The sequence below is a fragment of the Psychrobacter sp. I-STPA6b genome (assembly GCF_020662265.1).
Taxonomy (GTDB): domain Bacteria; phylum Pseudomonadota; class Gammaproteobacteria; order Pseudomonadales; family Moraxellaceae; genus Psychrobacter.
The window spans coordinates 69735-92906 of the sequence record NZ_VEWM01000070.1 but is presented as its reverse complement, the minus strand read 5'-3'; the positions used below and the strand labels follow the sequence as shown (position 1 = coordinate 92906).

Annotated in this window: 18 protein-coding genes; 13 read left to right on the top strand and 5 right to left on the bottom strand. The window is 40.4% G+C overall.

Going from position 1 to position 23172, the window contains the following annotated elements; translation table 11 throughout:
- Positions 1 to 22: 22 nt before the first annotated feature.
- On the bottom strand, positions 23 to 1546 hold the full coding sequence (gene gltX / locus FHK88_RS08180) for a glutamate--tRNA ligase (RefSeq protein ID WP_227430251.1): 1524 nt from the start codon (positions 1544 to 1546) through the stop codon (positions 23 to 25).
- Positions 1547 to 1956: 410 nt separating this feature from the next.
- Here gltX and rsmH point away from each other — a divergent pair, with 410 nt between their 5' ends.
- From rsmH to FHK88_RS08145, 7 genes are all read left to right on the top strand, one after another.
- Positions 1957 to 2958, top strand: coding sequence for a 16S rRNA (cytosine(1402)-N(4))-methyltransferase RsmH (gene rsmH / locus FHK88_RS08175; protein ID WP_227430250.1), 1002 nt, complete (start codon positions 1957 to 1959; stop codon positions 2956 to 2958).
- A gap of 141 nt (positions 2959 to 3099) precedes the next feature.
- On the top strand, positions 3100 to 3588 hold the full coding sequence (locus tag FHK88_RS08170; protein ID WP_227430249.1) for a cell division protein FtsL: 489 nt from the start codon (positions 3100 to 3102) through the stop codon (positions 3586 to 3588).
- Complete coding sequence (locus FHK88_RS08165; protein ID WP_227430248.1) at positions 3585 to 5675, top strand: peptidoglycan D,D-transpeptidase FtsI family protein; 2091 nt, start codon at positions 3585 to 3587, stop codon at positions 5673 to 5675. The genes FHK88_RS08170 and FHK88_RS08165 overlap by 4 nt, the downstream gene beginning before the upstream one ends.
- Positions 5676 to 5700: 25 nt before the next feature.
- Positions 5701 to 7275: a UDP-N-acetylmuramoyl-L-alanyl-D-glutamate--2,6-diaminopimelate ligase gene (locus tag FHK88_RS08160; protein WP_227430247.1), complete on the top strand. Its 1575-nt coding sequence runs from the start codon at positions 5701 to 5703 to the stop codon at positions 7273 to 7275.
- A 241-nt stretch (positions 7276 to 7516) separates the two neighbouring features.
- A complete protein-coding gene (locus tag FHK88_RS08155) occupies positions 7517 to 9064 on the top strand; it encodes a UDP-N-acetylmuramoyl-tripeptide--D-alanyl-D-alanine ligase (RefSeq protein ID WP_227430246.1) in 1548 nt (515 codons plus the stop codon).
- A gap of 3 nt (positions 9065 to 9067) precedes the next feature.
- The gene (mraY, locus tag FHK88_RS08150; RefSeq protein WP_227430245.1) at positions 9068 to 10189 is read left to right on the top strand and encodes a phospho-N-acetylmuramoyl-pentapeptide-transferase; all 1122 of its coding nucleotides are present in this window, start codon (positions 9068 to 9070) and stop codon (positions 10187 to 10189) included.
- Positions 10190 to 11158, top strand: coding sequence for a putative RNA methyltransferase (locus tag FHK88_RS08145; RefSeq protein ID WP_227430244.1), 969 nt, complete (start codon positions 10190 to 10192; stop codon positions 11156 to 11158). It begins immediately after the preceding gene.
- Positions 11159 to 11201: 43 nt separating this feature from the next.
- On the opposite strand, the gene FHK88_RS08140 is transcribed toward FHK88_RS08145, so the two are convergent.
- Entirely contained in the window at positions 11202 to 11807 is a 606-nt protein-coding gene (locus FHK88_RS08140; protein ID WP_227430243.1) for a hypothetical protein, read from the bottom strand.
- A gap of 256 nt (positions 11808 to 12063) precedes the next feature.
- Positions 12064 to 13389, bottom strand: coding sequence for a beta-ketoacyl-ACP synthase II (gene fabF, locus FHK88_RS08135; protein WP_227430242.1), 1326 nt, complete (start codon positions 13387 to 13389; stop codon positions 12064 to 12066).
- A 709-nt stretch (positions 13390 to 14098) separates the two neighbouring features.
- Here fabF and pilB point away from each other — a divergent pair.
- The 4 genes from pilB (at position 14099) to coaE (ending at position 18903) form a co-directional block, all read left to right on the top strand.
- Positions 14099 to 15802, top strand: coding sequence for a type IV-A pilus assembly ATPase PilB (gene pilB / locus FHK88_RS08130; protein ID WP_227430241.1), 1704 nt, complete (start codon positions 14099 to 14101; stop codon positions 15800 to 15802).
- 113 nt (positions 15803 to 15915) lie between these two features.
- On the top strand, positions 15916 to 17139 hold the full coding sequence (locus tag FHK88_RS08125) for a type II secretion system F family protein (protein WP_227430240.1): 1224 nt from the start codon (positions 15916 to 15918) through the stop codon (positions 17137 to 17139).
- An 8-nt stretch (positions 17140 to 17147) separates the two neighbouring features.
- Positions 17148 to 18050, top strand: a complete 903-nt coding sequence (locus tag FHK88_RS08120; RefSeq protein ID WP_227430239.1) for a prepilin peptidase — start codon at positions 17148 to 17150, stop codon at positions 18048 to 18050.
- A 151-nt stretch (positions 18051 to 18201) separates the two neighbouring features.
- Positions 18202 to 18903 carry a dephospho-CoA kinase gene (gene coaE, locus FHK88_RS08115; RefSeq protein ID WP_413680472.1) on the top strand — a complete coding sequence of 234 codons (702 nt, stop codon included), beginning with the start codon at positions 18202 to 18204 and terminating at the stop codon, positions 18901 to 18903.
- 146 nt (positions 18904 to 19049) lie between these two features.
- Here the strand turns inward: coaE and rlmB are convergent, their stop codons facing one another.
- Both rlmB and FHK88_RS08105 read right to left on the bottom strand, forming a co-directional pair.
- Positions 19050 to 19823, bottom strand: coding sequence for a 23S rRNA (guanosine(2251)-2'-O)-methyltransferase RlmB (rlmB, locus tag FHK88_RS08110; RefSeq protein WP_227430238.1), 774 nt, complete (start codon positions 19821 to 19823; stop codon positions 19050 to 19052).
- Between the two features lie 8 nt (positions 19824 to 19831).
- On the bottom strand, positions 19832 to 20167 hold the full coding sequence (locus FHK88_RS08105) for a pyrimidine/purine nucleoside phosphorylase (protein ID WP_227430237.1): 336 nt from the start codon (positions 20165 to 20167) through the stop codon (positions 19832 to 19834).
- 531 nt (positions 20168 to 20698) lie between these two features.
- Here FHK88_RS08105 and recN point away from each other — a divergent pair.
- Positions 20699 to 22426 carry a DNA repair protein RecN gene (recN, locus tag FHK88_RS08100; protein WP_227430236.1) on the top strand — a complete coding sequence of 576 codons (1728 nt, stop codon included), beginning with the start codon at positions 20699 to 20701 and terminating at the stop codon, positions 22424 to 22426.
- A 91-nt stretch (positions 22427 to 22517) separates the two neighbouring features.
- Entirely contained in the window at positions 22518 to 23090 is a 573-nt protein-coding gene (locus tag FHK88_RS08095) for a YqgE/AlgH family protein (protein ID WP_227430235.1), read from the top strand.
- Positions 23091 to 23172: the final 82 nt, after the last annotated feature.

Below are 23172 nucleotides of genomic sequence, written 5' to 3'. Positions count from 1 at the left end.
TATACAAATTAGATGGTATGGTTTATGACTCTGCCAAAAAATCTGGCAACTCATTGGCGGTTTTTTCTAGCTTTTTCAGTTTCTTTTTACCTAGACCACCAAGCACTTCTACCGCATGACGTAGGCGAGTTAAAGTCATATCTGCGCCAATCACATACATGGAGTTCATCACTGGTGTTGATGAGCTACTACCAGCAATGGCGATAAAAAATGGCTGCATTAAGTCACGCAGTTTGATATCCATTGCACCACTTAATCCTTTTAGGGTGGCATAGATGTTCTCTTCACTCCATACAGGCAACGCTTCTAGCTTCCATGTAGCGATTTGTAAGATTTCGATGATTTGTTCTTGGCTTAGCGATTTATGGGCAAAGTCATCAGCGTTAATTTCTGGTAAGTTTTGGAAATAAAATCCTGCCCAGTTGACCGCGTCTGATAGTAGATGGATACGAGGCTGAATAGCAGCCGCAATGGCAGTAAGTTTGTCTGAGTCATTTGCCCAGTTTAAGATGGCGTTTTTCAGTTGCTCTGGGGTCATTTCCTTGAGCCATTCAGCATTAAGCCAGTTCAGTTTTTCAATATCAAAGATAGGACCACCGAGTGAAACACGGGTGATATCAAAGCTGGCAATCATTTCATCTAAGGTAAACTTTTCTTGCTCACTTGGTAGTGAGTAACCCATGCGTCCAAGATAGTTAAGCAAGGCTTCGGGCAAGACACCAGCATCACGATAGTAAGTGATGGAGGTGGGGTTTTTGCGTTTAGACAGCTTTGACTTATCAGGGTTACGCAGTAGAGGCATGTGGCACAGTACAGGCATTTCCCAGCCAAAGTAGTCATATAAAAGTTGATGTTTAGGGGCAGAGTTTAGCCATTCTTCACCACGAATAACATGGGTGATTTTCATTAAGTGGTCATCAACCACATTAGCTAAATGGTAGGTAGGTAAGCCGTCTGTTTTTAGTAGCACTTGCATATCTACCTGCTCCCATGGAATCTCAACCTCTCCACGTAGCATATCTTGTACCTTGCACACACCTTCCGTAGGCACTTTCATACGAATGACAAAGGGTTTGCCCTCGCTTGCTAGTTTGTCAGACTCTTCTCTAGACAAGTCTGCATAGCGTCCATCGTAGTGTGGGTTTTCTCCACGAGCCATTTGCTCTGCACGCATCGCGTCTAACTCTTCAGGGGTACAGAAACAACGGAAAGCATGTCCTTTATCAAGCAGTTCTTGAGCATATTTTTTATAAATGTCACTACGTTCACTTTGGCGATAGGGTGCATGTGCGCCACCAACATCAGGGCCTTCTGCCCAATCTAGTCCGACCCAGCGTAAGGCATCGAGAATCATTTTTTCTGATTGTTCGGTTGAGCGGGTTTGGTCAGTATCTTCAATACGAAGGATAAATTCACCGCCATGTGCTTTGGCAAAAGCGAGGTTAAATAAGGCAATGTAGGCAGTACCAACATGTGGGAAACCAGTGGGTGACGGCGCAATACGGGTACGAACAGGTCGGTTATTTGGTTGGGCTTGTTGTGTCATAGGGCTCTCAAAGTTTTTTGTAAGTAATGAATGCAAATGGTGTAAATATGGGTTTATAAGGTTGGGCTTTATAAGATTTCTTGTATTATAGCAGGTATATGCTACGGAAATAAAAGTCCATTGCTTGTTTGCTAAGTTTGTGTACTGATAGGCTAAATTCTGCTTTTGTGCATCGTTTGCTTGACACTGGATAGCAACTTGAGATAATGGACGGTTCTATAAGGTATATTTGTACTACTCTAATCTAGATACGTAATCTATAAATGCATTGTCATAACTGCGGACTGCTTGTTCCAGTGTGATGCCTCTAGTGTGATAGTATCAATATAGATAGAGTTTACTATTTATAGTATTGCGTGTTTCATAAGCCCATATAACCTTATCAACAATACAATAAGTCGATATATAAAATGACTGTAAATACTACAACAAACCATCAAAACTTTAGTCACGAAACTGTCTTATTATATGAAACTGTCGCTGCAGTACTCGGCTTAAAAAAATTGCCCAAAGTCACTGGTGTGTCTGATATATCAAAGGCATCAGGCGTTTTTGTTGATGCTACTTTTGGACGTGGTGGGCATAGTCGCTTGTTACTTGAGCATTTAAGTGATACTGCAAAACTGTTGGTGTTTGATAAAGACCCAGAAGCCATTGCTGTAGCAGAGGCACTGGCAAAAACAGATGCACGAGTGGTGGTGATTCATGACAGTTTTGCTAATTTGTACCAGAATTTGACCTGTTTGGGTATTGAGCAGGTTGATGGCATCATGGCAGATTTGGGCGTTTCTTCTCCCCAGCTTGATGATGCCAGTCGTGGGTTTAGTTTCATGCGTGATGGTGTGGTTGATATGCGTATGGATACCAGCCAAGGTATGACTGCGGGTGAATGGCTAGCTCAGGTAGATGAAGAGACATTAGCAAATGTTTTATATGAATATGGTGATGAGCGTCATAGCCGTCGTATTGCCAGAGCCATTAAACAAATGGATAGCTATGAGTCAACACTAGAGCTTGCAGAGGTAATTAAACAAGCACACCCAAACTGGCAACGTGGTAAACATCCAGCAACCCAAAGCTTTCAGGCGATACGGATATTTATTAATAATGAGTTGGGTGATGTTGATAGCTTTTTGGAGCAAGCATTGGCGGTGTTAGCACCTAAAGGTCATTTGGCTGTGATTAGCTTTCATTCACTAGAAGATAGACGTATTAAGCAGTTTTTGCAACGGCATAGCAAGGGTAAATATCCTGAAGATGAGACGATGCCTATTGCACCTGTACGACCTAAATATTTTGATAAACCTAAGCGTATTGCACCAAGTAAAGAAGAAGTCGCTCATAACCCTCGCTCTCGTAGTGCTTGGTTGCGTATGGCACAGCGTCGAGAAGGTGTTTACCCTTATCCATAGTATGAAAATATTAAAGTATGAAGATATTAAAGCCAAAATTGACCTGAACATGGTATTGGATGATTTTTGTTAAATTGTGCTTTGATGGTAATTTAAGCTTTACAATGATAGTTTCTGATTGTGTCTGATTTTGAGAGTCAAATGTCCCGTTTATCCCATCTAATACACCGTCCTTCTAATAAGGGCGGTACGTCAAAAAAGCCTCAAAGCTCTGGAGAGATGACGCAAGATATCAGTGATATTTTGTCAAAGCGTTATCGTGGTATCAGTGTCTATGCAGTAGTGATGTTGCTAATAGCCATTGCCATCATTTGGACAGGAGTTTTGACCACTGAGCAAATCCAAAGTTATCGTCAAGACTATTTGATATTACAAGATATGAAGCGTCAGGAGCGTCGATTGCAAGTAGAATACCAGCGCTTGCTGATTGAACAGCAGACATTTAGTGCGACACCACAGATTGCCAGTCGTGCAGTGACAGAGTTGGGGATGTACTCTCCTTCAGTACAAGATAAGTTGATATTACAACCCACAGTACAGAGACAAACAAATAGCAATCCTATCGATGACAATAATGAGACGAATGACAGCATGGTAGAGCAGAGTCAAGTCGTGGAGGCAGGGCGATGACACGCAAAAAATCTACTGAAAATCCGCAGAATAAAAATGCACAGGGGAAAGTGACTAAACCCTTAAAAAAAACTCGTAAAACTTCGCAAAAAAAAGTCGGCAGTAAAACAGGAAGTACTAAGTCTAGACAAAAAAAGTCGACGAGTTCAGGGTTTTTAAAACGTCTGTTTGCAAAAAAGCAGACGGACCAAGGTGCTTATACCAGTGTAAAAAATCGCCAGAATTTTATCCTTAAAAAAGCATCTGGTGCATCTCCAAGAGGTAGTTTGGAGAGTGATTTAAGTCGCTTTCAGGTAGTCTGGGGTATTGCAATAGCTTTCCTGCTGATACTGCTTTGGCGCGCGTTTGACTTACAGATTGCAAATGCTGAGTTTTATCAGCAAAAAGGAGATAAGTTAATCACCAGTGAGCGTCGAGTTGCATCTTATCGAGGCATCATTACAGATAGAAATCATTTGCCGTTGGCAGTGAGTGCGCCCTTGGTGACCGTATCATTTAGTCCATATGATTATGCGCTGGCTTATTATAGTTTGCAAAAAGAAATCGCACTCAATCCTGATAAGCCAAAAATGCAAGAGCGGTTAAAAGAGCGGTTGGCAAAGATGGACTTGAGACGGTTGGCCAGTGTTTCTGGGGCATCACTAGAAGACTTGCAACAAGCAGTCAGTATCAAAACAGACTTAGATGTAACAGATAAGCAAGCCGTCAAAAAGGCTTTACCCTCTGGTTCTGGCTCTCACTATTTTCCACTGTTGACCAAAGTAACGCCTGAGATTGCTGAAGCTGTAGTGGCGTTAGACTTTACGGGTGTTTATAGCTCTGAGTTTTTTAAGCGTTACTATCCACAGCCACAACCGAATGCTCAGCTTATTGGGTTTATGGGACAAAATAGTAATGATCCAGAAGGGGGGTATATTGGGCGTTCAGGTATTGAGCGCCAGTATGAGCGTGAGTTGGCAGGGCAAGATGGAAAAATTTTGGTGTTAAATGATGCTCGTCGCAATATGCTCAAAGAGGTTGAAGAAATTACACCAGAAGTGTCTGGAGAAAATGTCACTTTAACCATAGATGCACGCCTACAATATTTATTGTACAAAGAGCTAGAGGAAGTAGGGCGTGTACAAAGTGCACGCTGGGCAACAGGTATTGTGGTTGATGTACATACTGGTGAAGTATTAGCGTTGTCGACTTGGCCTTCATTTAACCCTAATAATTTGGCAGGAATGACAGGTGATAGCCAACGTAATCGGGCATTGATTGATGTCTTTGAACCTGGTTCGGTAATGAAACCATTTACTGTGGCGGCGGCTTTGGACTCTGGAAAATTTACAGAGCATTCTTTGATTAATACTAGTCCAGGTTCGATACGTATTAAGGGTTATACCATTCGTGATCATGGAAATCTAGGTAGTATTAGCTTGGCGACCTTGCTGAAAAAGTCAAGTAATGTGGCGTCGACAAAAATTGCTTTATCTTTGCCACCGGATGGTATTAGTAGTATACAAAAGCGCTTTGGTTTTGGTGAAAAAACGGCACTTAATTTTCCGGGTGAAGGGGCGGGTTTTGTGCCTACTCCTAAAGAAAAAGAAATAGCTAGAAGAGCAACTCTTAGTTATGGTTATGGGTTACAAGTGACATTAGCGCAGATTGCTCAGGCTTATGCAACATTAGGTGCTGGTGGTGTGATGCATCCATTGACATTGGTAAAAACAGATGTATTGCCACCAAGCCGACAAGTTTTAGATAGAGATCAGGCTTTATCTATTGTTCGAATGTTAGAAAGTGTGACACAGTCAGGTGGTACAGGTAGAGCGGCAGCGATAGATGGCTATCGTATTGCTGGTAAAACTGGTACTTCTCGGCGTACTAATCCGGATGGTGGTTACTATAGTGATCAACATCGCAATGTGTTTGCAGGTATTGCACCAGCATCGAATCCCCGTTTAGTGACCGTAATTTTGGTTGAAGACCCACAAAAACAACATTATGCTGGACAAGTTGCAGCCCCTGTTTTTCATAATGTCATGAAAGAGGCGTTGCGGTTATATAATGTGCCATTGGATAAGCCATTAGCAAATAGTAAATAAGATAATATGAATAATTGAGACAGTTATGAAAACTTTAGCCCAGATATTAGCACAGTTACCTATATCAAACTCACGTGAGCAGGTGGCTTATCAACAGTTGCAGCAACAGCAGCAAGTTTTAGATATGCCTTTTCAAAACTGGGTACTAGATAGCCGTCAAGTTGATACATCAGACGCATTTATTTTGTTAAAAAGTAGCACACAGTCGATAGAATCCAGTTGTCGTTATGCACAGTCTGCCAGTAAAAAGGCGGCTTTTATATTATCTGAGATTCCAAAAGAGCAATTATTACTTGCCGATTCTGCATTGTCATTAGACTGCCCGCTGGTTAGTGTACCCAATATACGGGATATATTGGGCATATTATTACAAGTGAGCTTAGCCATATCTGCCTCATCATCCAAGTCTTATGTGTTACCTAAAGTGGTGGCAGTGACAGGTACAAATGGTAAAACAACGGTGAGTCAGTTAGTGGCTCAGTTATATCAGCAACCGAACCGGCAGTGTGCGGTTATGGGAACAGCAGGTAATGGCTTGCTTAATAATCTTGAGCAGGCAACGCATACAACAGCAGATGCATTGGCTGTGCAACAGTTTTTGCAAAAAATGGCAATGTTAAATGTGGATATGTTGTCTTTGGAAGCCAGCTCACATGGGCTGGATCAGCAACGATTGCAAGGTGTTCCTGTTAAGGTGGCAGTCTATACAAACTTGAGTCGGGATCATCTGGATTATCACGATAGCATGGAGGATTATGCAGAGGCAAAGGCTCGTTTATTTGATCGCCATTACTTTCCTCACTTAACACATGCCATTATTAATGCTGATGATGAATTTGCAAAAATGATGATAAAAAGGGCAACAGACTCTGGGGTGACAGTTTGGACCTATTCTATTAACCCTCAAGACTCTAACAAGCCTCAAGCAACCTTTTATGCTCAACAGATTACACCCAGCCTTGAAGGTACACAGATTGAATTAAGTAGTGATTTTGGTGTGGCGATTTTATATAGCCCGTTATTGGGGCGTTTTAATGTGGCAAATTTACTGGCATCTGTAGCAGCAACGATGGCACTGGGTGAGTCATTAGAGGTGATTACAGAACGAGTAAAAAACTTATGTGGTGCAAGTGGGCGGATGCAACGAGTACCATCAAAACAAGGGTGTTTTATTGTAGATTATGCACACACACCAGATGCCTTAACACAAGTATTGAGCAGTCTTAAAGCACATTGTGAAGGTAAGCTGTGGGCAGTATTTGGTTGTGGTGGTGATCGAGATCGTGGAAAGCGTCCACTGATGGCGCAGGCAGGTTTGAGCATTGCAGATTATGTTATTTTGACATCGGATAATCCAAGAAGTGAAGAGCCTCTGCAAATCTTACAAGATATGCAAGAAGGGATGACACAGGCACAACATGATAAGACACATGTTGAAGTCGATCGTCGCCAAGCCATTGCATATGCTGTGCAACAAGCAGGAGTGCAAGATATTGTGGTGATTGCTGGAAAAGGACATGAAACTTATCAGGAAATTCGGGGCGTTCGTCATAATTTTGACGATAGGCAAGTGTTGACCCAGTTGCTTGCATCGCTTTAATACACTGGCTTTGCTGGCAATTTGAAAAATTCATAATGATTTCATCATTGCTAGGCTTCATTGCGTGTATCCTTTATGGAGTGGGATTTTTTGTTAGAATGTCAAGCCATTTACTGATGCTATAGGCTGTGATAGATATTGTTAATCAGAAATATCTACCATCTTTTTTTGCTATATAAAATAAATAGCGTCTAAAACATCATCAGTATAATAAGAAATAGATGAATGATAGGAATTGTATATGACAGCCAGAAGTCATCAAGCTAATGAATCAACCGGGCAGGGTCGGTATCGCTGGTATGCAGAGAATTTGCTGACAGCAACCCATTCTGTGCAAGGTTATTGGTGGTGTGATGGTAACACTATAGATGATGCCATGTCACTACCATCACTATCTACTTTATGCGCTGAGCGTATTATTACCGATACACGGCGTATTCAAGCTGGAGATATCTTTTTAGCACTCTCCGGTGAAAACTTCGATGGACATGATTTTGTTGCTTCTGCATTACAGCAAGGAGCAGTCGCTGTCATTGTGGAGCATCCCATAGAAGATATCTCAACAGCGCCGCAATTAGTTGTCTCCGATAGCCGTCTTGCCTTTGGACAGTTGGCCGCTTATCGTCGCCAACAGCACCCTAATTTAAAAGTTATTGCGATTACTGGCTCTAGTGGTAAAACAACCTGTAAGGAGATGCTGGGTTGTATTTTTAATCAAAACGCTACAGCCACACCAACATTAATCACTCAAGGTAATTTAAATAATGACTTGGGTGTCCCGATGACGTTGCTAGAGCTAACTGATGTACATCGTTATGCTGTGATTGAGTTGGGAGCAAATCATCGTGGAGAAATCGCTTATACAACACAGCTGGTACAGCCTGATGTGGCATGTGTTTTAAATGTTGGTAGTGCGCATCTTGGTGAGTTTGGTGGGCGAGATGTCATTGCCCAGACAAAAGCTGAAATTTATCAGTCTTTAAATCAGTCAGGCATTGCCATTATTCCAATGGATGATGATTATGCTGATGTGCTATACCAACAAGCCAGTCAGTTTACCTCTGATATTCGAGGGTTTGGTTGGCACCATCTTGATGCCAGCACAAATGCACAATTAGTATCTCAACGTGACTGCGTATCAGCCTCTGAGGTGCAACTAACTGCAACAGGTAGCACTTTTGTTTTACAGATAGCAGGTGAGAGTTTAACAATAACATTGCCACTGGTTGGTGCGCATAATGTGAGTAATGCACTGGCAGTAGCATCCTGTGCTGATGCTTTGGGAATAAGTTTGAAAGAGATTGCCAGTGGATTAAGCCAAGTTCAACCTACGAAGGGGCGTTTGGCAAGGGTCATGCTGGGACGGCACTGTCTAATAGATGATACATATAATGCCAACCCACATTCTGTAAGAGCTGCGGCTGCAGTTTTAGCTGGGCAAACAGGGCATAAAGTGATGGTTCTAGGCGATATTGCCGAGCTTGGTGCATCTTCTGTAGCAGAACATCAACAGCTTGGGGTAGATATTGCTCAGCAAGATATTGATGCATTGCTCTGTGTTGGTGAGATGGCCTCTCATACAGCATCTTATGCTAAAGAGGCAGGGCTTGTTAATTCACAAGCATTTAAAGATAAACAGACTTTATTTAGCAGTTTGCAAGCATATATACAGGCACAGCAAGCAATGGGACAGTGTTGTACAGTGTTGTTTAAGGGGTCTCGAAGTATGACGATGGAGACCATTATTCAACAGTTAATTGATTCAGATTCCGTGATTGATAAGGAGTAAGCGGTGTTATATTGGTTATTTAATAATTGGCTTAGCCAAATCTATACACCGTTTTCAGCGGTATCTTCTTTGACATTGCGGGTATTACTGTCAGTAATTACAGCCTTAGGCTTTAGTATGTTACTGGGTAGTCGTGCGATTAAATACTTACATACTTTGAAGTATGGACAGGCGATTCGTGATGATGGTCCAAAGTCACATCTAGCAAAGACTGGTACACCAACTATGGGAGGTGTGCTGATTTTATCTGCCATTGCCTTTGCAACATTATGTTGGGCAGACTTAACCAATCCTTATGTATGGATTTTGCTGGTTGTCATGGTGATTTTTGGTGGTGTTGGTTGGGCAGATGATTGGCTCAAAATTAAATATAAAGACCCTAAAGGCTTGATTGCTCGTAAAAAGTATTTTTGGCTATCGGTGGGTGCTTTATTTGCTGGTGGTGCGCTGTATTTTATTGCCAGTCAGCAACCAGATATAGCAACCACAAATGCGATGCAAGACTTACTATTTCCAATATTTAAGAACTGGGTCATTCCCTTTTCAGCCATTCCTTTTGGGTTAGGATTTATCTTCTTTACTTATTTTGTGATTAATGGCTCATCTAATGCTGTAAATTTGACAGATGGCTTAGATGGATTGGCAATTTTACCTGTAGTTTTAGTTGCTGCTGGGCTGGGTGTATTCTCTTATGTCTCAGGCGATGTGCGTTTTGCTGACTATCTACATGTACCCTATATCGCATATAACTCAGAAGTGACGATTGTTTGTGGCTCAATGATTGGCGCTGGCTTGGGATTTTTATGGTTTAATGCGCATCCAGCACAAGTATTTATGGGAGATGTGGGGGCATTGGCACTGGGAGCAATGTTAGGCACAATTGCAGTGATGACTCGCCAAGAGATTGCGTTTGCGATTATGGGTGGATTGTTTGTGGTTGAAGCACTATCTGTTATGTTACAAGTGGGCTCATACAAATTGCGCAAAAAGCGGATTTTCTTAATGGCTCCTTTACATCATCATTTTGAGGAGATGGGTTGGAAAGAGACACAGGTTGTGGCACGCTTTTGGATTATTGCCATTGTGTTGGTAGTGTTAGGATTGATGACCTTGAAGTTACGTTAAATGAAAACCACTGTGCCAGCAAGTTTATTTTATTGCCCATATTGTCAGTCTGACTTAATCATACAGGATAAGACATGGCGGTGTGATGGTCGTTTGCATCAAAAACATATTTGTCACCCATTCGATGTTGCTCGTCAAGGCTATGTTAATTTGTTGCCTGTGCAACATAAAAAATCAAAAGAGCCAGGGGACTCAGCAGAGTCTATTATGGCTCGGCAACGTTTTCTTGAACAAGGATTTTATCAGCCTCTAAGAACAACACTGATAGGAATGATTGAGCAGTACTTACCGAAGGTGTGTGATGATAAAAAGGGGCTGTGGCTGGATGTTGGTTGTGGTGATGGCTATTATACAGATGCCATTGCCCATATTCAGGAGATTCCTCGGTTAATTGCTATTGATATTAGTAAACCTGCGGTTAGTGCTACGGCAAAGCGGTTTAAAAAACAAAGTAAACTATGGTGGCAAGCCAAGAGTAACCAAACAATAAATAATCAAAAACATGCTATAGAAGCAGAAGCTCCATTACCGACAGGTATTTATCCTATCGTCAGCAGTGCTGCGCAATTACCTATTTCTGATGGTTCTATTCACGGCGTGAGTAGTATCTTTAGTCCAATTTTACCAGATGAATTTGCACGTGTATTACAAGCAGGTGGTTTATTGATTATAGCAAAGCCTGACATTAACCATCTAGCAAGTATGCGTCAAGAGTTATTTGAGCAGGTGCGTAGTCATGACTCAGATAAGTTCTTGGAGCATTTATCCACTGACTTTGAGTTACTGGCAACTGAGCAGGTATCTAGTCAATTGGCATTATCAGCAAGTCAGCTACAAGATTTGCTGACCATGACACCATACTCCTACCGTGCTAAAGTGCAAAGGCGTCAGGCTTTATTAGCAAAAGCACAAATATCCCCATTTATAACAGAAGCAAAGTTTATTATCTATGTGTTGCAACACCATTGATAATTTATAGCTACAAAGTGTAGTATGAAAATATATTCTAAAGTTACTTATCAAAGTAATGTTTTACTTCATTTCTTAGCCATGATTTAAGATCTATAGATAATTGAGCCATTTGTTCACTAAGGTAATCATCAATACGTGACTCTAGTTCATAAATTAGTGATTCGCATTCTGTAGAAGTGACCGTGGTGTTCTGTTCGCTATCTGCTTCTGTCAATTCATTATGAACTGACTTTTCTTGTGTTGTTAGTTGCTCAGTATTCTGTTGCTTTGTATCACTTATAGTCGTATGCGACGCTTGATTTATAGTATCTTCATGGGTAACTTCTTCTATATGAGGTATGTCATGAGATGCACTCATAGAGAGGTGAGTATTATTATCCAAAATATGATTGTTGGTAATATTATTCTGAGTAGGTAGTGTGACTTCAAGTGGCTCACTTTTTTGAGCTGCTTCTTGTTCTTGTTGATATAAGTGTTGGATATGAGCATTGAGATCAGGCTGACGGAACTGAAAGCTGTTCAAGTCAGTTTCATTGTCTAGTAGTGTAATAATATCTTCAAGCTCTTGAACAATAGCCTGCTTGACTTGTTGTGGTGCAGTTAACCAACGTTGGGAAAACTGATGTGAAAATTTATACTCTGACATGGATATTCCAATATAAAATAAATAAAAGTCTAACAAATGACCCCCTATCATACGCAAGCATGACAAGGGGGTGCAAGTGTAAAAGCGTTACTTTAGCAGGGTTTATTGAAGATGTACGCTATAACGCTAACTTAATGTTAATAAGCATCGTACATTGTGTTCAAATATTACTTATTACAATCTATTGTTCAATATTTTCTACTAAAGTAGTTAGTTGCTAATATAATATTTATGTTCATCATTTTGACAGAGCTTTTTAGATAGATGGTGACCAGCGTGCGAAAACTAATGAGCCGTTTGTACCACCAAAACCAAAGCTATTGGATAGTGCATAGTTTAAATCACTGACTTTGCGAGCATGATGCGGCACATAATCTAGACGGCATTGCTCATCAACATTATCAAGATTAATGGTTGGGGGAATGATTTGGTTTTGTAATGCTAAAATAGTAAAAATAGCTTCAATACCACCAGCAGCTCCGAGTAAATGCCCGGTCATGGATTTGGTAGAGCTCACTAAAATCTTATCTTTACAATCAGCAAATACTGACTCAATAGCAAGTGACTCCGCGACATCACCAGCAGGTGTACTGGTGCCATGTGCATTAATATAACCAACTTGTGTAGCCTTAATACCCGCATCATTAAGAGCATGTTGCATGGCACGTGCTGCACCTTCTCCATCTTCTGGAGGAGCAGTAATATGACTAGCATCATCACTCATTCCAAAGCCCGCCAACTCTGCTAGTATGGTTGCTCCACGTGCTTTGGCATGTGCTAAGCTTTCTAAGACCAAAATACCTGCTCCATCACCAAGAACAAAGCCATCGCGATCTTTATCAAAAGGACGAGAAGCTTTGGTTGGCTCGTCATTACGAGTAGAGAGCGCATGCATAGCAGCAAAACCTGCCATACCTAATGGGCTGGATGCTTTTTCGCTTCCTCCTGCTAGCATCACGTCTGCATCACCATAAGCAATGAGTCGTGCGGCCAAACCAATGGCATGCGTTGCGGTGGTACAAGCGGTTGCAGTGGCTAGATTGGGTCCTTTAAGTCCATGTTTAATAGCAACCAATCCTGCAGGCATATTCACAATACTACCAGGAATGATAAATGGTGATACCTTCTTAGCTCCTTTAGATTGTAGGGTATCACGACTATTCTCTATGGTCTGAATACCACCAATACCTGAACCGATGACCACCCCAAAACGTGATGCATCGACATTTTGTACTGGACTATTTGTTGCATCAGCAACAGTAATGAAACCAGCGTCTTGTAATGCCATACTAGAGGCTGCAGTAGCGTAGTGCATAAACTCATCATAACGCCGGACTTCTTTAGCATTCATAAACATCTTAGCATCAAACTCTTTTACAGTTCCTGCGAACTGTGAGCGGAAGTCTGATGCATCAAAATGTGTAATGGGTGTAATTCCACTGTCACCGTTTAGGAGTCGTTGCCAAGTGTCATTAACTGTGAGCCCAAGTGGTGTTATTGCACCCATACCTGTAATAACAACACGTTGGGCATCCGTTTTTTGATGGTGAATGGGTTTTTTATGTAAATTACCTTGCGCCATAAAGACCTTCTTAGTGAAAATGAATATGATGAATAACAGAGCAAAATAGTTAATCGACTATCCTTAGTATCTGGCTTGTCATATTAGCATGACTTTATGAAAAAAACATCAGTTTACAGTCGTAAACTATGTTTTTAAATACTAAATTTGGTATAGGGTAGCATTCATGGGTAAGTAGTGCTGATATCTCAGGGCCTTTATCTGTTTTCTAAGACAAGTCAGTCATATATTTGCAGAGAATTATGGAAAAGGTTGAATGATTATGCTTCAATGACTTGTGGTCAAATGATTGAATAGCAAGCTGTTATTTTGAATTGTTTGTATGGATATGGGTGACAATAAATACATACCATGCCTATTCTCTTTTGACCTAGATACAAAGTAGTTATTAAAATCAGTATAAATCTATACGCTAGCGCACTAATCTTGTATAATTTTAGCAATTGGATAAATTTCATATTGAATTTAGTATTCAGTTTATAAAAGCAACTTTAATTGGCAGGTATCATTTACTTTTGGTAGATGAATATCATAATAAACTAATTGATATGATAATAAATTAAAATCAGTAAGCTCATAAAGTGATATGAAGCCTTTGTTAGTCTAACAAGATATCTAAAGAATAAGGTTATTGGTGAATTTAGATGGTTTTATTGGACGATAGTGTTTTAATATTTCTAATGCTTACTACTATTGGTAAGGAGTGACCATGTCTGCCCCAATAAGCTTTGGTGGTTTGGCACATCGTTTGGTTCAAGAAGGTTTGATTACTGACGATGTGATGAAAAAAGCCCTAGCAGAGGCACAGAAACAGCAAATTAGCTTGGTTTCTTATTTGGTTGAGCAAAAATTGGTCACATCTGACCGATTAGCATGGATTGTTTCCCGAGAATTTGGTGATCCATTATTTGATATTGATCAATTAAATCGCAGTATGATTCCTAGTGATTTGGTTGATGATAAAATTATTCGTAAATATCAGGCATTACCTATTTTTAAAAGAGGACAGCGCTTATTTGTAGCAATGAGTGACCCTTCTCGATTGGATGCGATTGATGCCATTCAGTTTAACTCACGATTGTCTGTACAAACCGTTGTGGTTGAAGAGCAGAAGCTTCGAAAATATATTGAAACCTCATTGACTGATTCGATGAATGATTTTGATGATTTTGATGATGGTGATTTAAATGTCGGGGTTGAGTCAGGGGAAGATAACTCAGCGACTGATGCTACTTCTGGTGCTGAAGAAGCGCCTGTTGTTAAGTTTGTGAATAAAATGCTGGTTGATGCAATTCGTATGGGGGCATCAGACTTACACTTTGAGCCTTACGAGAAGTCTTATCGTGTACGATTTCGTATCGATGGAGTGATGCAAAAAATGGCATCTCCACCTGTACAGTTGGCAAATAAAATTGCTGCCAGATTGAAAGTGATGTCACAAATGGATATCTCTGAACGTCGTATTCCACAAGATGGACGCATTAAGTTGAAAGTCTCTAAAAGCAAGGCGATTGACTTTCGTGTCAACTCTCTGCCTACATTATTTGGTGAAAAAATTGTTTTACGTATTTTAGATCCATCCTCTGCGATGCTGGGTATTGATGCACTTGGTTATGAGCCAGATCAAAAAGAGATGTTTTTAGAAGCATTGCATAAGCCTCAAGGTATGTTATTAATTACAGGTCCAACGGGTTCTGGTAAAACTGTTTCTTTGTATACGGGGCTCAATATCCTTAATACCGTTGAGACCAATATTTCAACTGCAGAAGATCCGGTTGAGATTAATTTAGAAGGGATTAATCAGGTGAATGTTAACCCTAAAGTGGGTTTAACTTTTGCCAGTGCACTTAAATCTTTTTTACGTCAAGATCCTGATATTGTTATGGTGGGTGAGATTCGAGACCTAGAAACGGCAGAAATTGCGATTAAAGCTGCACAGACTGGGCATATGGTTTTATCCACATTGCATACTAACTCAGCTCCAGAAACATTGACTCGTTTACGCAATATGGGGGTCGCTTCATTTAATATTGCGACCTCTGTTAACTTAGTTATTGCCCAACGTTTGGCACGTCGACTATGTAAAAACTGTCGCAAACCCACCTCTGTGCCTAAACAAAGCTTATTGGAAATAGGGTTTACAGAGGAAGATTTGGCAAATCCTGATAATGTTATTTATGAGCCTGTTGGCTGTTCAGAATGTCGTGAAGGTTATAAAGGACGTGTGGGTGTTTATGAAGTGATGAAAATCAATGAAGATATTTCACGTATTATTATGGAAGATGGTAATGCGATTGAAATTAAAGATGCTGCCGTTAAAAATGGTTTTCGAGATCTACGACGCTCAGGTATTATGAAAGTATTGCAAGGCTTGACCAGTATTCAAGAGATGTATCGGGTGACATCTGAATAAAGAGAGACTGTCGTTATATAGCCTTGTATTTTAGCTGTATATTTAGCAGTATGATTGAAATAGCTAATGATTTTTTAACAATAGTAGAAAAATGAAAAATAGAGGATAACAACATGGCGAAAGTCGCAACTGATATGCTGGTAGATTTTGTCTATGATGGCACCAATCGTCGTGGGCAAAAGGTAAAAGGTGAAACAACCAGTCGCAGTCTTGAGTTGGCAAAAGCTCAGTTGCGAAAACAGGGGATAACGGTACGTTCTATTAAGAAAAAGCCGAAGCCCTTGTTTACCATGAAAAAGAAAATTAAGGCACTTGATATTGCTATTTTTGTACGGCAGTTAGCAACGATGATGAAAGCTGGTGTACCTTTAACACAGTCTTTTGAGATTGTGGCAGACTCTTTAGACAACCCTAGTATGAAGGAGCTGGTTTTAAAAATTAAAACAGAAATTGAGTCTGGTAGTACCTTTGCGTCAGCATTGCGGAAACATCCTCGTTATTTTGATGACCTGTTTTGTTCTCTAGTTGAGTCTGGTGAACAATCAGGTGCTTTAGAAACCATGTTAGAGCGGGTAGCGACTTATAAGGAAAAAAGTGAGCTATTAAAAGCAAAGATTAAAAAAGCTTTAAAATATCCGATAGCTGTGATTGTGGTAGCAATTATTGTTACTATTATTCTATTACTTAAGGTAGTCCCTGTTTTTGCTGACCTGTTTTCATCTTTTGGTGCAGAGTTACCAGCTTTTACTCAGATGGTTGTGAATATGTCTGAATGGATGAAAGATTGGTGGTTTGTATTAATTTTAGGTATAGGATTATTTATTATTGCTTTTAGTGAGGCAAAAAAACGCAGCAAAAAATTTCGTAATTTTTTAGATCACATAACACTCAAACTACCTATTTTTGGTAATATTGCATATCAAGCGATTATAGCCCGTTTTTCACGTACCTTATCTACCACTTTTGCTGCTGGTGTACCATTGATTGATGCTTTAGATTCAACGGCAGGTGCTACCAATAATGTGGTGTTTTATAATGCTACTCAACAAGTGAAGGAAGATGTGGCCACAGGTCAGCAATTACAGTTTGCTATGCGTACCACCAATCTATTTCCAAGTCTAGCAATTCAAATGGTTGGTATTGGTGAAGAGTCAGGTAGTTTAGAAGAGATGCTGGATAAAGTGGCGACCTACTATGAAAATGAAGTGGATAATGCCGTCGATGGACTAACCAGTTTGATGGAGCCACTAATCATGGCTGTACTTGGTGTACTAGTTGGTGGCTTGGTCGTTGCTATGTATTTGCCAATCTTCCAAATGGGTGCAGTAGTAGGTTAAGGAAACTTATGCAGTTTTGGCAAGTATTACAAGATAGTCCAATGGTTGCATGGGTGTTATTTGCAGTGTTAGGGCTGTGTGTGGGTAGCTTTTTAAATGTGGTGATTTATCGTATGCCACAGATGATGATACAAGAGTGGCGTCAGGCCTCTGTAGACATTTTAAAAGAACAAGAAGATATCACTGAAGCACAGATCAAGCCCATTGCAGACAGTATTGCACAAGATATACCAATGACCTTAAGTCGACCGGCATCTCGTTGTCCACAGTGTCAGCATAAAATTCGTTGGTATGAAAATATCCCAGTAGTTAGTTGGGTATTATTAAAAGGACGTTGTTCTGGTTGTGCAGAGCCAATCAGCTTTCGTTATCCATTGGTTGAGTTAATAACAGCACTACTGACAGTAGTGGTGATTTATCAATTTGGTGTTACAGTACAAGGACTATCTGCGTTAGTGTTAGTGTGGACACTTATTGCTTTAACAGGTATTGATTTTGATACACAGTTACTACCTGACCGCTTGACTTTTCCCTTGGCAGGTTTGGGATTGGCCGTCAATTCTCAAAGCTGGTTTGTTTCACCGTCACAATCTATTTGGGGCTTATTGCTTGGTTTTTTAGTGTTGTGGGTGGTAGTACAACTCTTTTACTTATTGACTAAAAAACAAGGTATGGGGCAAGGAGATTTTAAGTTATTGGCGGTATTGGGTGCATGGATGGGCCCGATGATGCTACCTTTTATTATTCTTTTCTCTTCTTTATTGGGGGCAGTTGTGGGTGTTTTTCTTATGAGAAAACATGGTGAAAGTCGTCCCTTTGCTTTTGGTCCTTATATTGCTATTGCTGGTATGGTAGCGCTGTTATATGGACAGCGTATTATGGATTGGTATTTAGGTTATGCTCAGCTTTAGTGGGGTTGTGAGATAAACTAAATAAGAGAGACTTGCAGTTTGTGGAAAACTAACTGTATCAAAAGCTCTCATTTAGAGAAATGGTGAGTTCTAGTATTTGCATTCATCTATCTGTAATAATACACTTTATACTCTGTAACAATAACCAAGTATGAATATGCATAGTTTAACAGATGTAACAAGGAATGAAGCGCCACAAGTCTTTAATAGTCCATTACAAAGTCGTTTGGTTGTGGGTGTGACAGGTGGTATTGGTAGTGGTAAGTCAGTTGTCACACAGTGGTTTGAACAACAGCAGATTACTGTGATAGATGCTGATGTAATTGCACACCAAATCATGAAAAAAGGTAGTCGAACGTTATCTAAATTGGTACGTAAGTTTGGTGACTGGGTGTTAACAGATGAAGGTGAGATGGATAGACGGGCTGTTAGACAGCATGTGTTTTCTTGTCCTGATGCCTTAATAACACTTGAGAGTATTACTCATCCAGCCATTCGGTTGGAAGCAAAAAAACAGCTAGCACAGGCAACTTCAACTTATGTAATCTTGTCTGCTCCTTTACTACTAGAAGGAACAGAAGCAGGACTTGCTAATCTTTGTCATCGTATTTTAGTTGTTGATGCTCCAGAGTCTTTGCAGATTGCAAGAGCAAGTAGCCGTGATGGGCAGGATGTGCAGAAAATAGAGGCCATCATGGATAATCAGTTATCTCGTCAAGATAGGGTAGAGCAAGCCGACGATGTGGTGGTAAATGATGGTGATTTAGAGCAGTTATATGCTCAATTACAGCCATTACATGCAAAGTATTTAGAGATGGCAGATACGATTTACTCAATAAAAAGCTTTATGTAGACATCTTGATATTTATTGTGGTTAACAGATTTGTGTTAAATGATTAACAGGGTTTTATGCTTGTTAATCATTTTTTTGTCTTGTGGTTACTAAACTCTCTGTTTAAGTCAATAATCACATGGTAAATCATTATGTTACATTATGGATTATGCTGTATGAGAGCGTTGTCGGCTGATTTCGTATAAAGCCATACCAGTTGCAACACTTACATTTAGGCTTTGTAAGTTGCCACTATGATTGCCAGTCATGGGAATATATACCAACTCATCACATTTTTCGGCTGTTAGACGGCGCATACCTTCCCCTTCAGAGCCCATGATAAGTGCTACTTTTCCTTGGAAGTTACAGCTTGCTAGTGGTTTGGCTGTCTTATCTAATGCGGTACCAAAAACAAAAACCCCAGCTTGTTTTAGATGATCAATGCAACGGGCAAGATTTGTGACAGCAATCACAGGCATAATTTCCATTGCACCAACAGATACTTTGGCAACTGTTGGTGTTAAGCTGGCAGAATGGTGTTTTGGACAGATGACGGCATCTACTCCCATGGCAACAGCGGTACGTAGACATGCACCCAAGTTATGAGCATCCGTTACTTGGTCTAATATCAGTAGCAAACAGTCTGGACGTTGAGCCAGCTCATCTAAAATACTTTCTTCAGCAAAGTTTTGGGCTTTGGCATGTATGACAACCCCTTGATGCTGTGGACTGTGGCAGAGTGCAGTGAGTTTGTCTTTTTGAGCATATTGAATGCTGATACCCATTTGAGTTGCCAATTCAATAATATGCTGAATTTGGCTGTCTTGTTTTTGGTTACCGTCATGATTGTGTTGTAAGAATAAAGCACGGGCATCTGTTGGACGATGTTGCAATAAAGCGATGACAGCATGAATACCATAAAAATAGGTCGGCTTTGCCATAATATTGCTTATCCTTCTAAGTGGCAGATATATTGTACAATCTGTTCTGTACGTAGAGTAAAACTGCTATTACCAGCAACCATAAAGGCTTGTCCTGCTCGGTAATAGGTAAAGTTATCTTCACCCGCTATTTTGACTTCACAATCACCACTTATAATTTCCATGCGCTCTGAGGTATGTGTTTGAAAGTCATACTCAGGTACGGTTTCGTCACAGGGCAAAATAACACCGAGCATTTTTTTGCGTCCGTCTCCAAATAACAGAGTATGGCTACTACAACGGCCATCATAGGTAATGGTTGCATTTTTTACGACAGAAACATGGTCAAATGTTGTCGATGGCATGGTGACATCCTTTTTTTGCTATGATTATGATATAGGGTACTGTCTCTCTATGGATACAGCAAGTATTGTGTCAATATGTCGATTTAATCACAAATTTAAATGGTGTTAGGCTGTCATAATTGACAGTATAAAAGGCATAAAGCAAGTTGATAAAAACTGTGGTCAAATGAGCTTGAATCGGCTATGGTACACACTTGCATATGTCTAACTTACTATATCTTTAAACCTAACACTATCTCAAATAAACCCAAAACCTTCTATTTCTATATGTGATAGAAGCTGGATATTGTATAACTTTATAGTTTTACCATGTTTTATGTATCACGGTCGTTATTGTGGTTTGGTATTTAACACAATTGGTTGGTAGTATTTAATAACACCGATGATAGAGTGATAATGCTACCATATTATGACCTAAAATTTCGCCCTCTTACTGGAATTTTACTCACTATTAGGTTTAGTTTTTATTATTTATTATCGTTTATTCCTTATAATAATAAGGTTACCGTTTATTAAGTTGAGAAGTTTATCATGTTGACATCATTGACCTTGCAAAACTTTGCTCTTATTGAGCATCATGAGTTGAATTTTTGTTCGGGGTTTAATGTAATTACAGGTGAGACAGGGGCAGGTAAGTCCTTATTGTTAGACGCACTGGCACTGTGTGTGGGTGGTCGGACAGATAGTAGTATGGTACGACATGGTCAAGCAAATGCAGAGATTTATGCTCAGTTTGAGGTAAGTTCACCTGCGATTCAAACTTGGTTTCAAGAAAATGAGCGTGAGTTTGTGGCAGATGATGGGGTGTTAATTCGCCGTCAGATTAGTGCACAGGGGCGCTCTAAGGCTTGGCTTAACGGTGTTCCAATTAGTTTGTCTGAATTAAAAGAGTTGGGTCGGTGTTTGGTACATATTCATAGCCAGCATGCTCAGCAGGCATTATTAAAGCCTCAGTTTGTGGTGGAATGGCTAGATAAAATGGCTGGATTGACACATCAGGCAGAAAAAATGGCAGAGCAATACCGCCAGTATCAATCATTACAACGTGAGGCAACGCAACGTAAGCAGGCAGAAAGTCAACGTCAAGATAGAATACGCTTGCTTGAGAATCAGTTAGCTGAGATTGCACCATTATTAGAAACTGATTATGCCCAAATTGAAGCAGAGCATGAGGAAATGGCAAATCTTGAAAGCCTGATGCAAGAGGCAAGTCAAGCATTATATCTGCTAGAAAATGAAGCAGGTGATGGGGATGCGTTTGATGTGATGGGGTTGTTAGGACGTGCAATAAAGATATGTGACTCACAAAGTAGTGTCAGTCAGACGTTTGCTCAGGCATCAGAACAGCTATATTTGGCACAACAGCAGATTAGTGAGGCGACTGTGGCTTTGGCAGATTATGCTGAGCAACAGTTACCCAACCCTGAGCGCCTAGATATGCTCAATGGGTTGATTAGCTTAGGTCATCGTTTATCTCGTCAGCATGGTTTGCCAGTATCAGTATTAGTAGAAGAGGCGGAGCAGTGGCAAGAAGAGCTGGATTCATTACACAGTCAGCCCAGTAGTGATGTATTGGCAGAGCAAGTGCAGTCAGCTTGGCAAGAGTATTTAAGTACGGCAGAGGCATTAAATACGGCACGTATGGCGGTAGCATCAAAGATTAGCCAGCAGTTAGTGGCAGGACTTCAGCCATTGGCATTGCCAAATGCACAGTGTGAGTTTGAGTTTCATAAAAAAGAACAAGCACAGTTTAATGCACAGGGTATGTATGATATTGAGCTGATGTTTAGTGCCAATGTTGGTATGCCTGCTCAGCCATTGTATAAGGTTGCATCAGGTGGTGAGCTGTCACGTATGGCATTGGTGATGCAGGTTTTAGTGGCAACTGATGCCTCTAATGCTTCGTCAGAGCATGTACCCACAGTGGTGAGTGAGCCGATGTTGGTATTTGATGAGGTTGATGTGGGCATTAGTGGTGGTACGGCTCAAGTGGTCGGTGAACTGCTCAGGCAACTTGGTGGACAACGGCAGTTATTAGCCATTACCCATCAGGCACAGGTCGCTTCACAGGCACATCAGCATATTTTGGTACAAAAGCATCATGATACTCAGACCAGTAGTCAGCTTACTATTTTAACAGGTGATGCACAAGTCGATGAGTTAGCACGTATGTCGGGTGGTGTGCATATCACTGAAGTCACTCGTGAGCATGCTCGTAGCTTGTTGGCAGATGTTTATCAACATTCATCACATCATTAAACCTTATCATCCATTAAAATACTGTTATGAGGTATGAATATTATGGGTGATAAATTTAGGCTCTTACATTCTAAAGTGGTAATCATATTTTATGGCAATAGAAAAATTAAATAATTTAACCCATCAGTTATTGGTTGCAACGCCACAAATGCCTGATGAACGTTTTAATCGAGCGCTTATTTATGTCTGTCGCCATGACCCACAAGGTGTATTGGGACTGGTGATAAATAAACCAATTTTGGATGCAAACGTGGGTAAGTTATTAGAAGATTTAGACATTGATGTCACAGACCATCAAGTGCGCCATGATACTGCATTAGAGGGTGGTCCGATGTATCCTGAGATTGGCTTTGTCTTACATACAGGTCAGCCACATTGGGCATCTTCTTTTGCCATTTCAGAGAATATCTGTATCACAACCAGCCGAGATATTCTGCAACATATTGCTCAGGGTCAGGGAGTTGGGCATTATTATTTATGTCTTGGTCATGCCAGTTGGAGTGCGGGACAGTTAGAAGCTGAGATTGCACAGGGCGACTGGTTATTATGCCCTGCGGATTTGTCATTGTTATTTGAGACTCCTTTTGATGAGCGTTGGCATCAGGCGGGTGAAAAAATTGGGGTGCATTTGGACTTTTTAAGTGATGACATTGGTCATGCGTAAGTTGGATTGAAAGTAGTTAGACTCTATTAAAACGGATGATAGAAGTGCTGAGTAATAAAATTTGGCAATAAATAAAATAGAT

What these genes read in the sequence shown, in the direction of transcription:
- FHK88_RS08120 (WP_227430239.1), top strand. Translation starts at nt 17,148, where the DNA reads ATGCAGTTTTGGCAAGTATTACAAGATAGTCCAATGGTTGCATGGGTG.
- coaE (WP_413680472.1), top strand. Translation starts at nt 18,202, where the DNA reads ATGAATATGCATAGTTTAACAGATGTAACAAGGAATGAAGCGCCACAA.
- FHK88_RS08125 (WP_227430240.1), top strand. Translation starts at nt 15,916, where the DNA reads ATGGCGAAAGTCGCAACTGATATGCTGGTAGATTTTGTCTATGATGGC.
- rlmB (WP_227430238.1), bottom strand. Translation starts at nt 19,823, where the DNA reads ATGGCAAAGCCGACCTATTTTTATGGTATTCATGCTGTCATCGCTTTA.
- FHK88_RS08170 (WP_227430249.1), top strand. Translation starts at nt 3,100, where the DNA reads ATGTCCCGTTTATCCCATCTAATACACCGTCCTTCTAATAAGGGCGGT.
- recN (WP_227430236.1), top strand. Translation starts at nt 20,699, where the DNA reads ATGTTGACATCATTGACCTTGCAAAACTTTGCTCTTATTGAGCATCAT.
- FHK88_RS08095 (WP_227430235.1), top strand. Translation starts at nt 22,518, where the DNA reads ATGGCAATAGAAAAATTAAATAATTTAACCCATCAGTTATTGGTTGCA.
- rsmH (WP_227430250.1), top strand. Translation starts at nt 1,957, where the DNA reads ATGACTGTAAATACTACAACAAACCATCAAAACTTTAGTCACGAAACT.
- pilB (WP_227430241.1), top strand. Translation starts at nt 14,099, where the DNA reads ATGTCTGCCCCAATAAGCTTTGGTGGTTTGGCACATCGTTTGGTTCAA.
- FHK88_RS08155 (WP_227430246.1), top strand. Translation starts at nt 7,517, where the DNA reads ATGACAGCCAGAAGTCATCAAGCTAATGAATCAACCGGGCAGGGTCGG.
- FHK88_RS08165 (WP_227430248.1), top strand. Translation starts at nt 3,585, where the DNA reads ATGACACGCAAAAAATCTACTGAAAATCCGCAGAATAAAAATGCACAG.
- FHK88_RS08140 (WP_227430243.1), bottom strand. Translation starts at nt 11,807, where the DNA reads ATGTCAGAGTATAAATTTTCACATCAGTTTTCCCAACGTTGGTTAACT.
- fabF (WP_227430242.1), bottom strand. Translation starts at nt 13,389, where the DNA reads ATGGCGCAAGGTAATTTACATAAAAAACCCATTCACCATCAAAAAACG.
- FHK88_RS08160 (WP_227430247.1), top strand. Translation starts at nt 5,701, where the DNA reads ATGAAAACTTTAGCCCAGATATTAGCACAGTTACCTATATCAAACTCA.
- gltX (WP_227430251.1), bottom strand. Translation starts at nt 1,546, where the DNA reads ATGACACAACAAGCCCAACCAAATAACCGACCTGTTCGTACCCGTATT.
- FHK88_RS08145 (WP_227430244.1), top strand. Translation starts at nt 10,190, where the DNA reads ATGAAAACCACTGTGCCAGCAAGTTTATTTTATTGCCCATATTGTCAG.
- FHK88_RS08105 (WP_227430237.1), bottom strand. Translation starts at nt 20,167, where the DNA reads ATGCCATCGACAACATTTGACCATGTTTCTGTCGTAAAAAATGCAACC.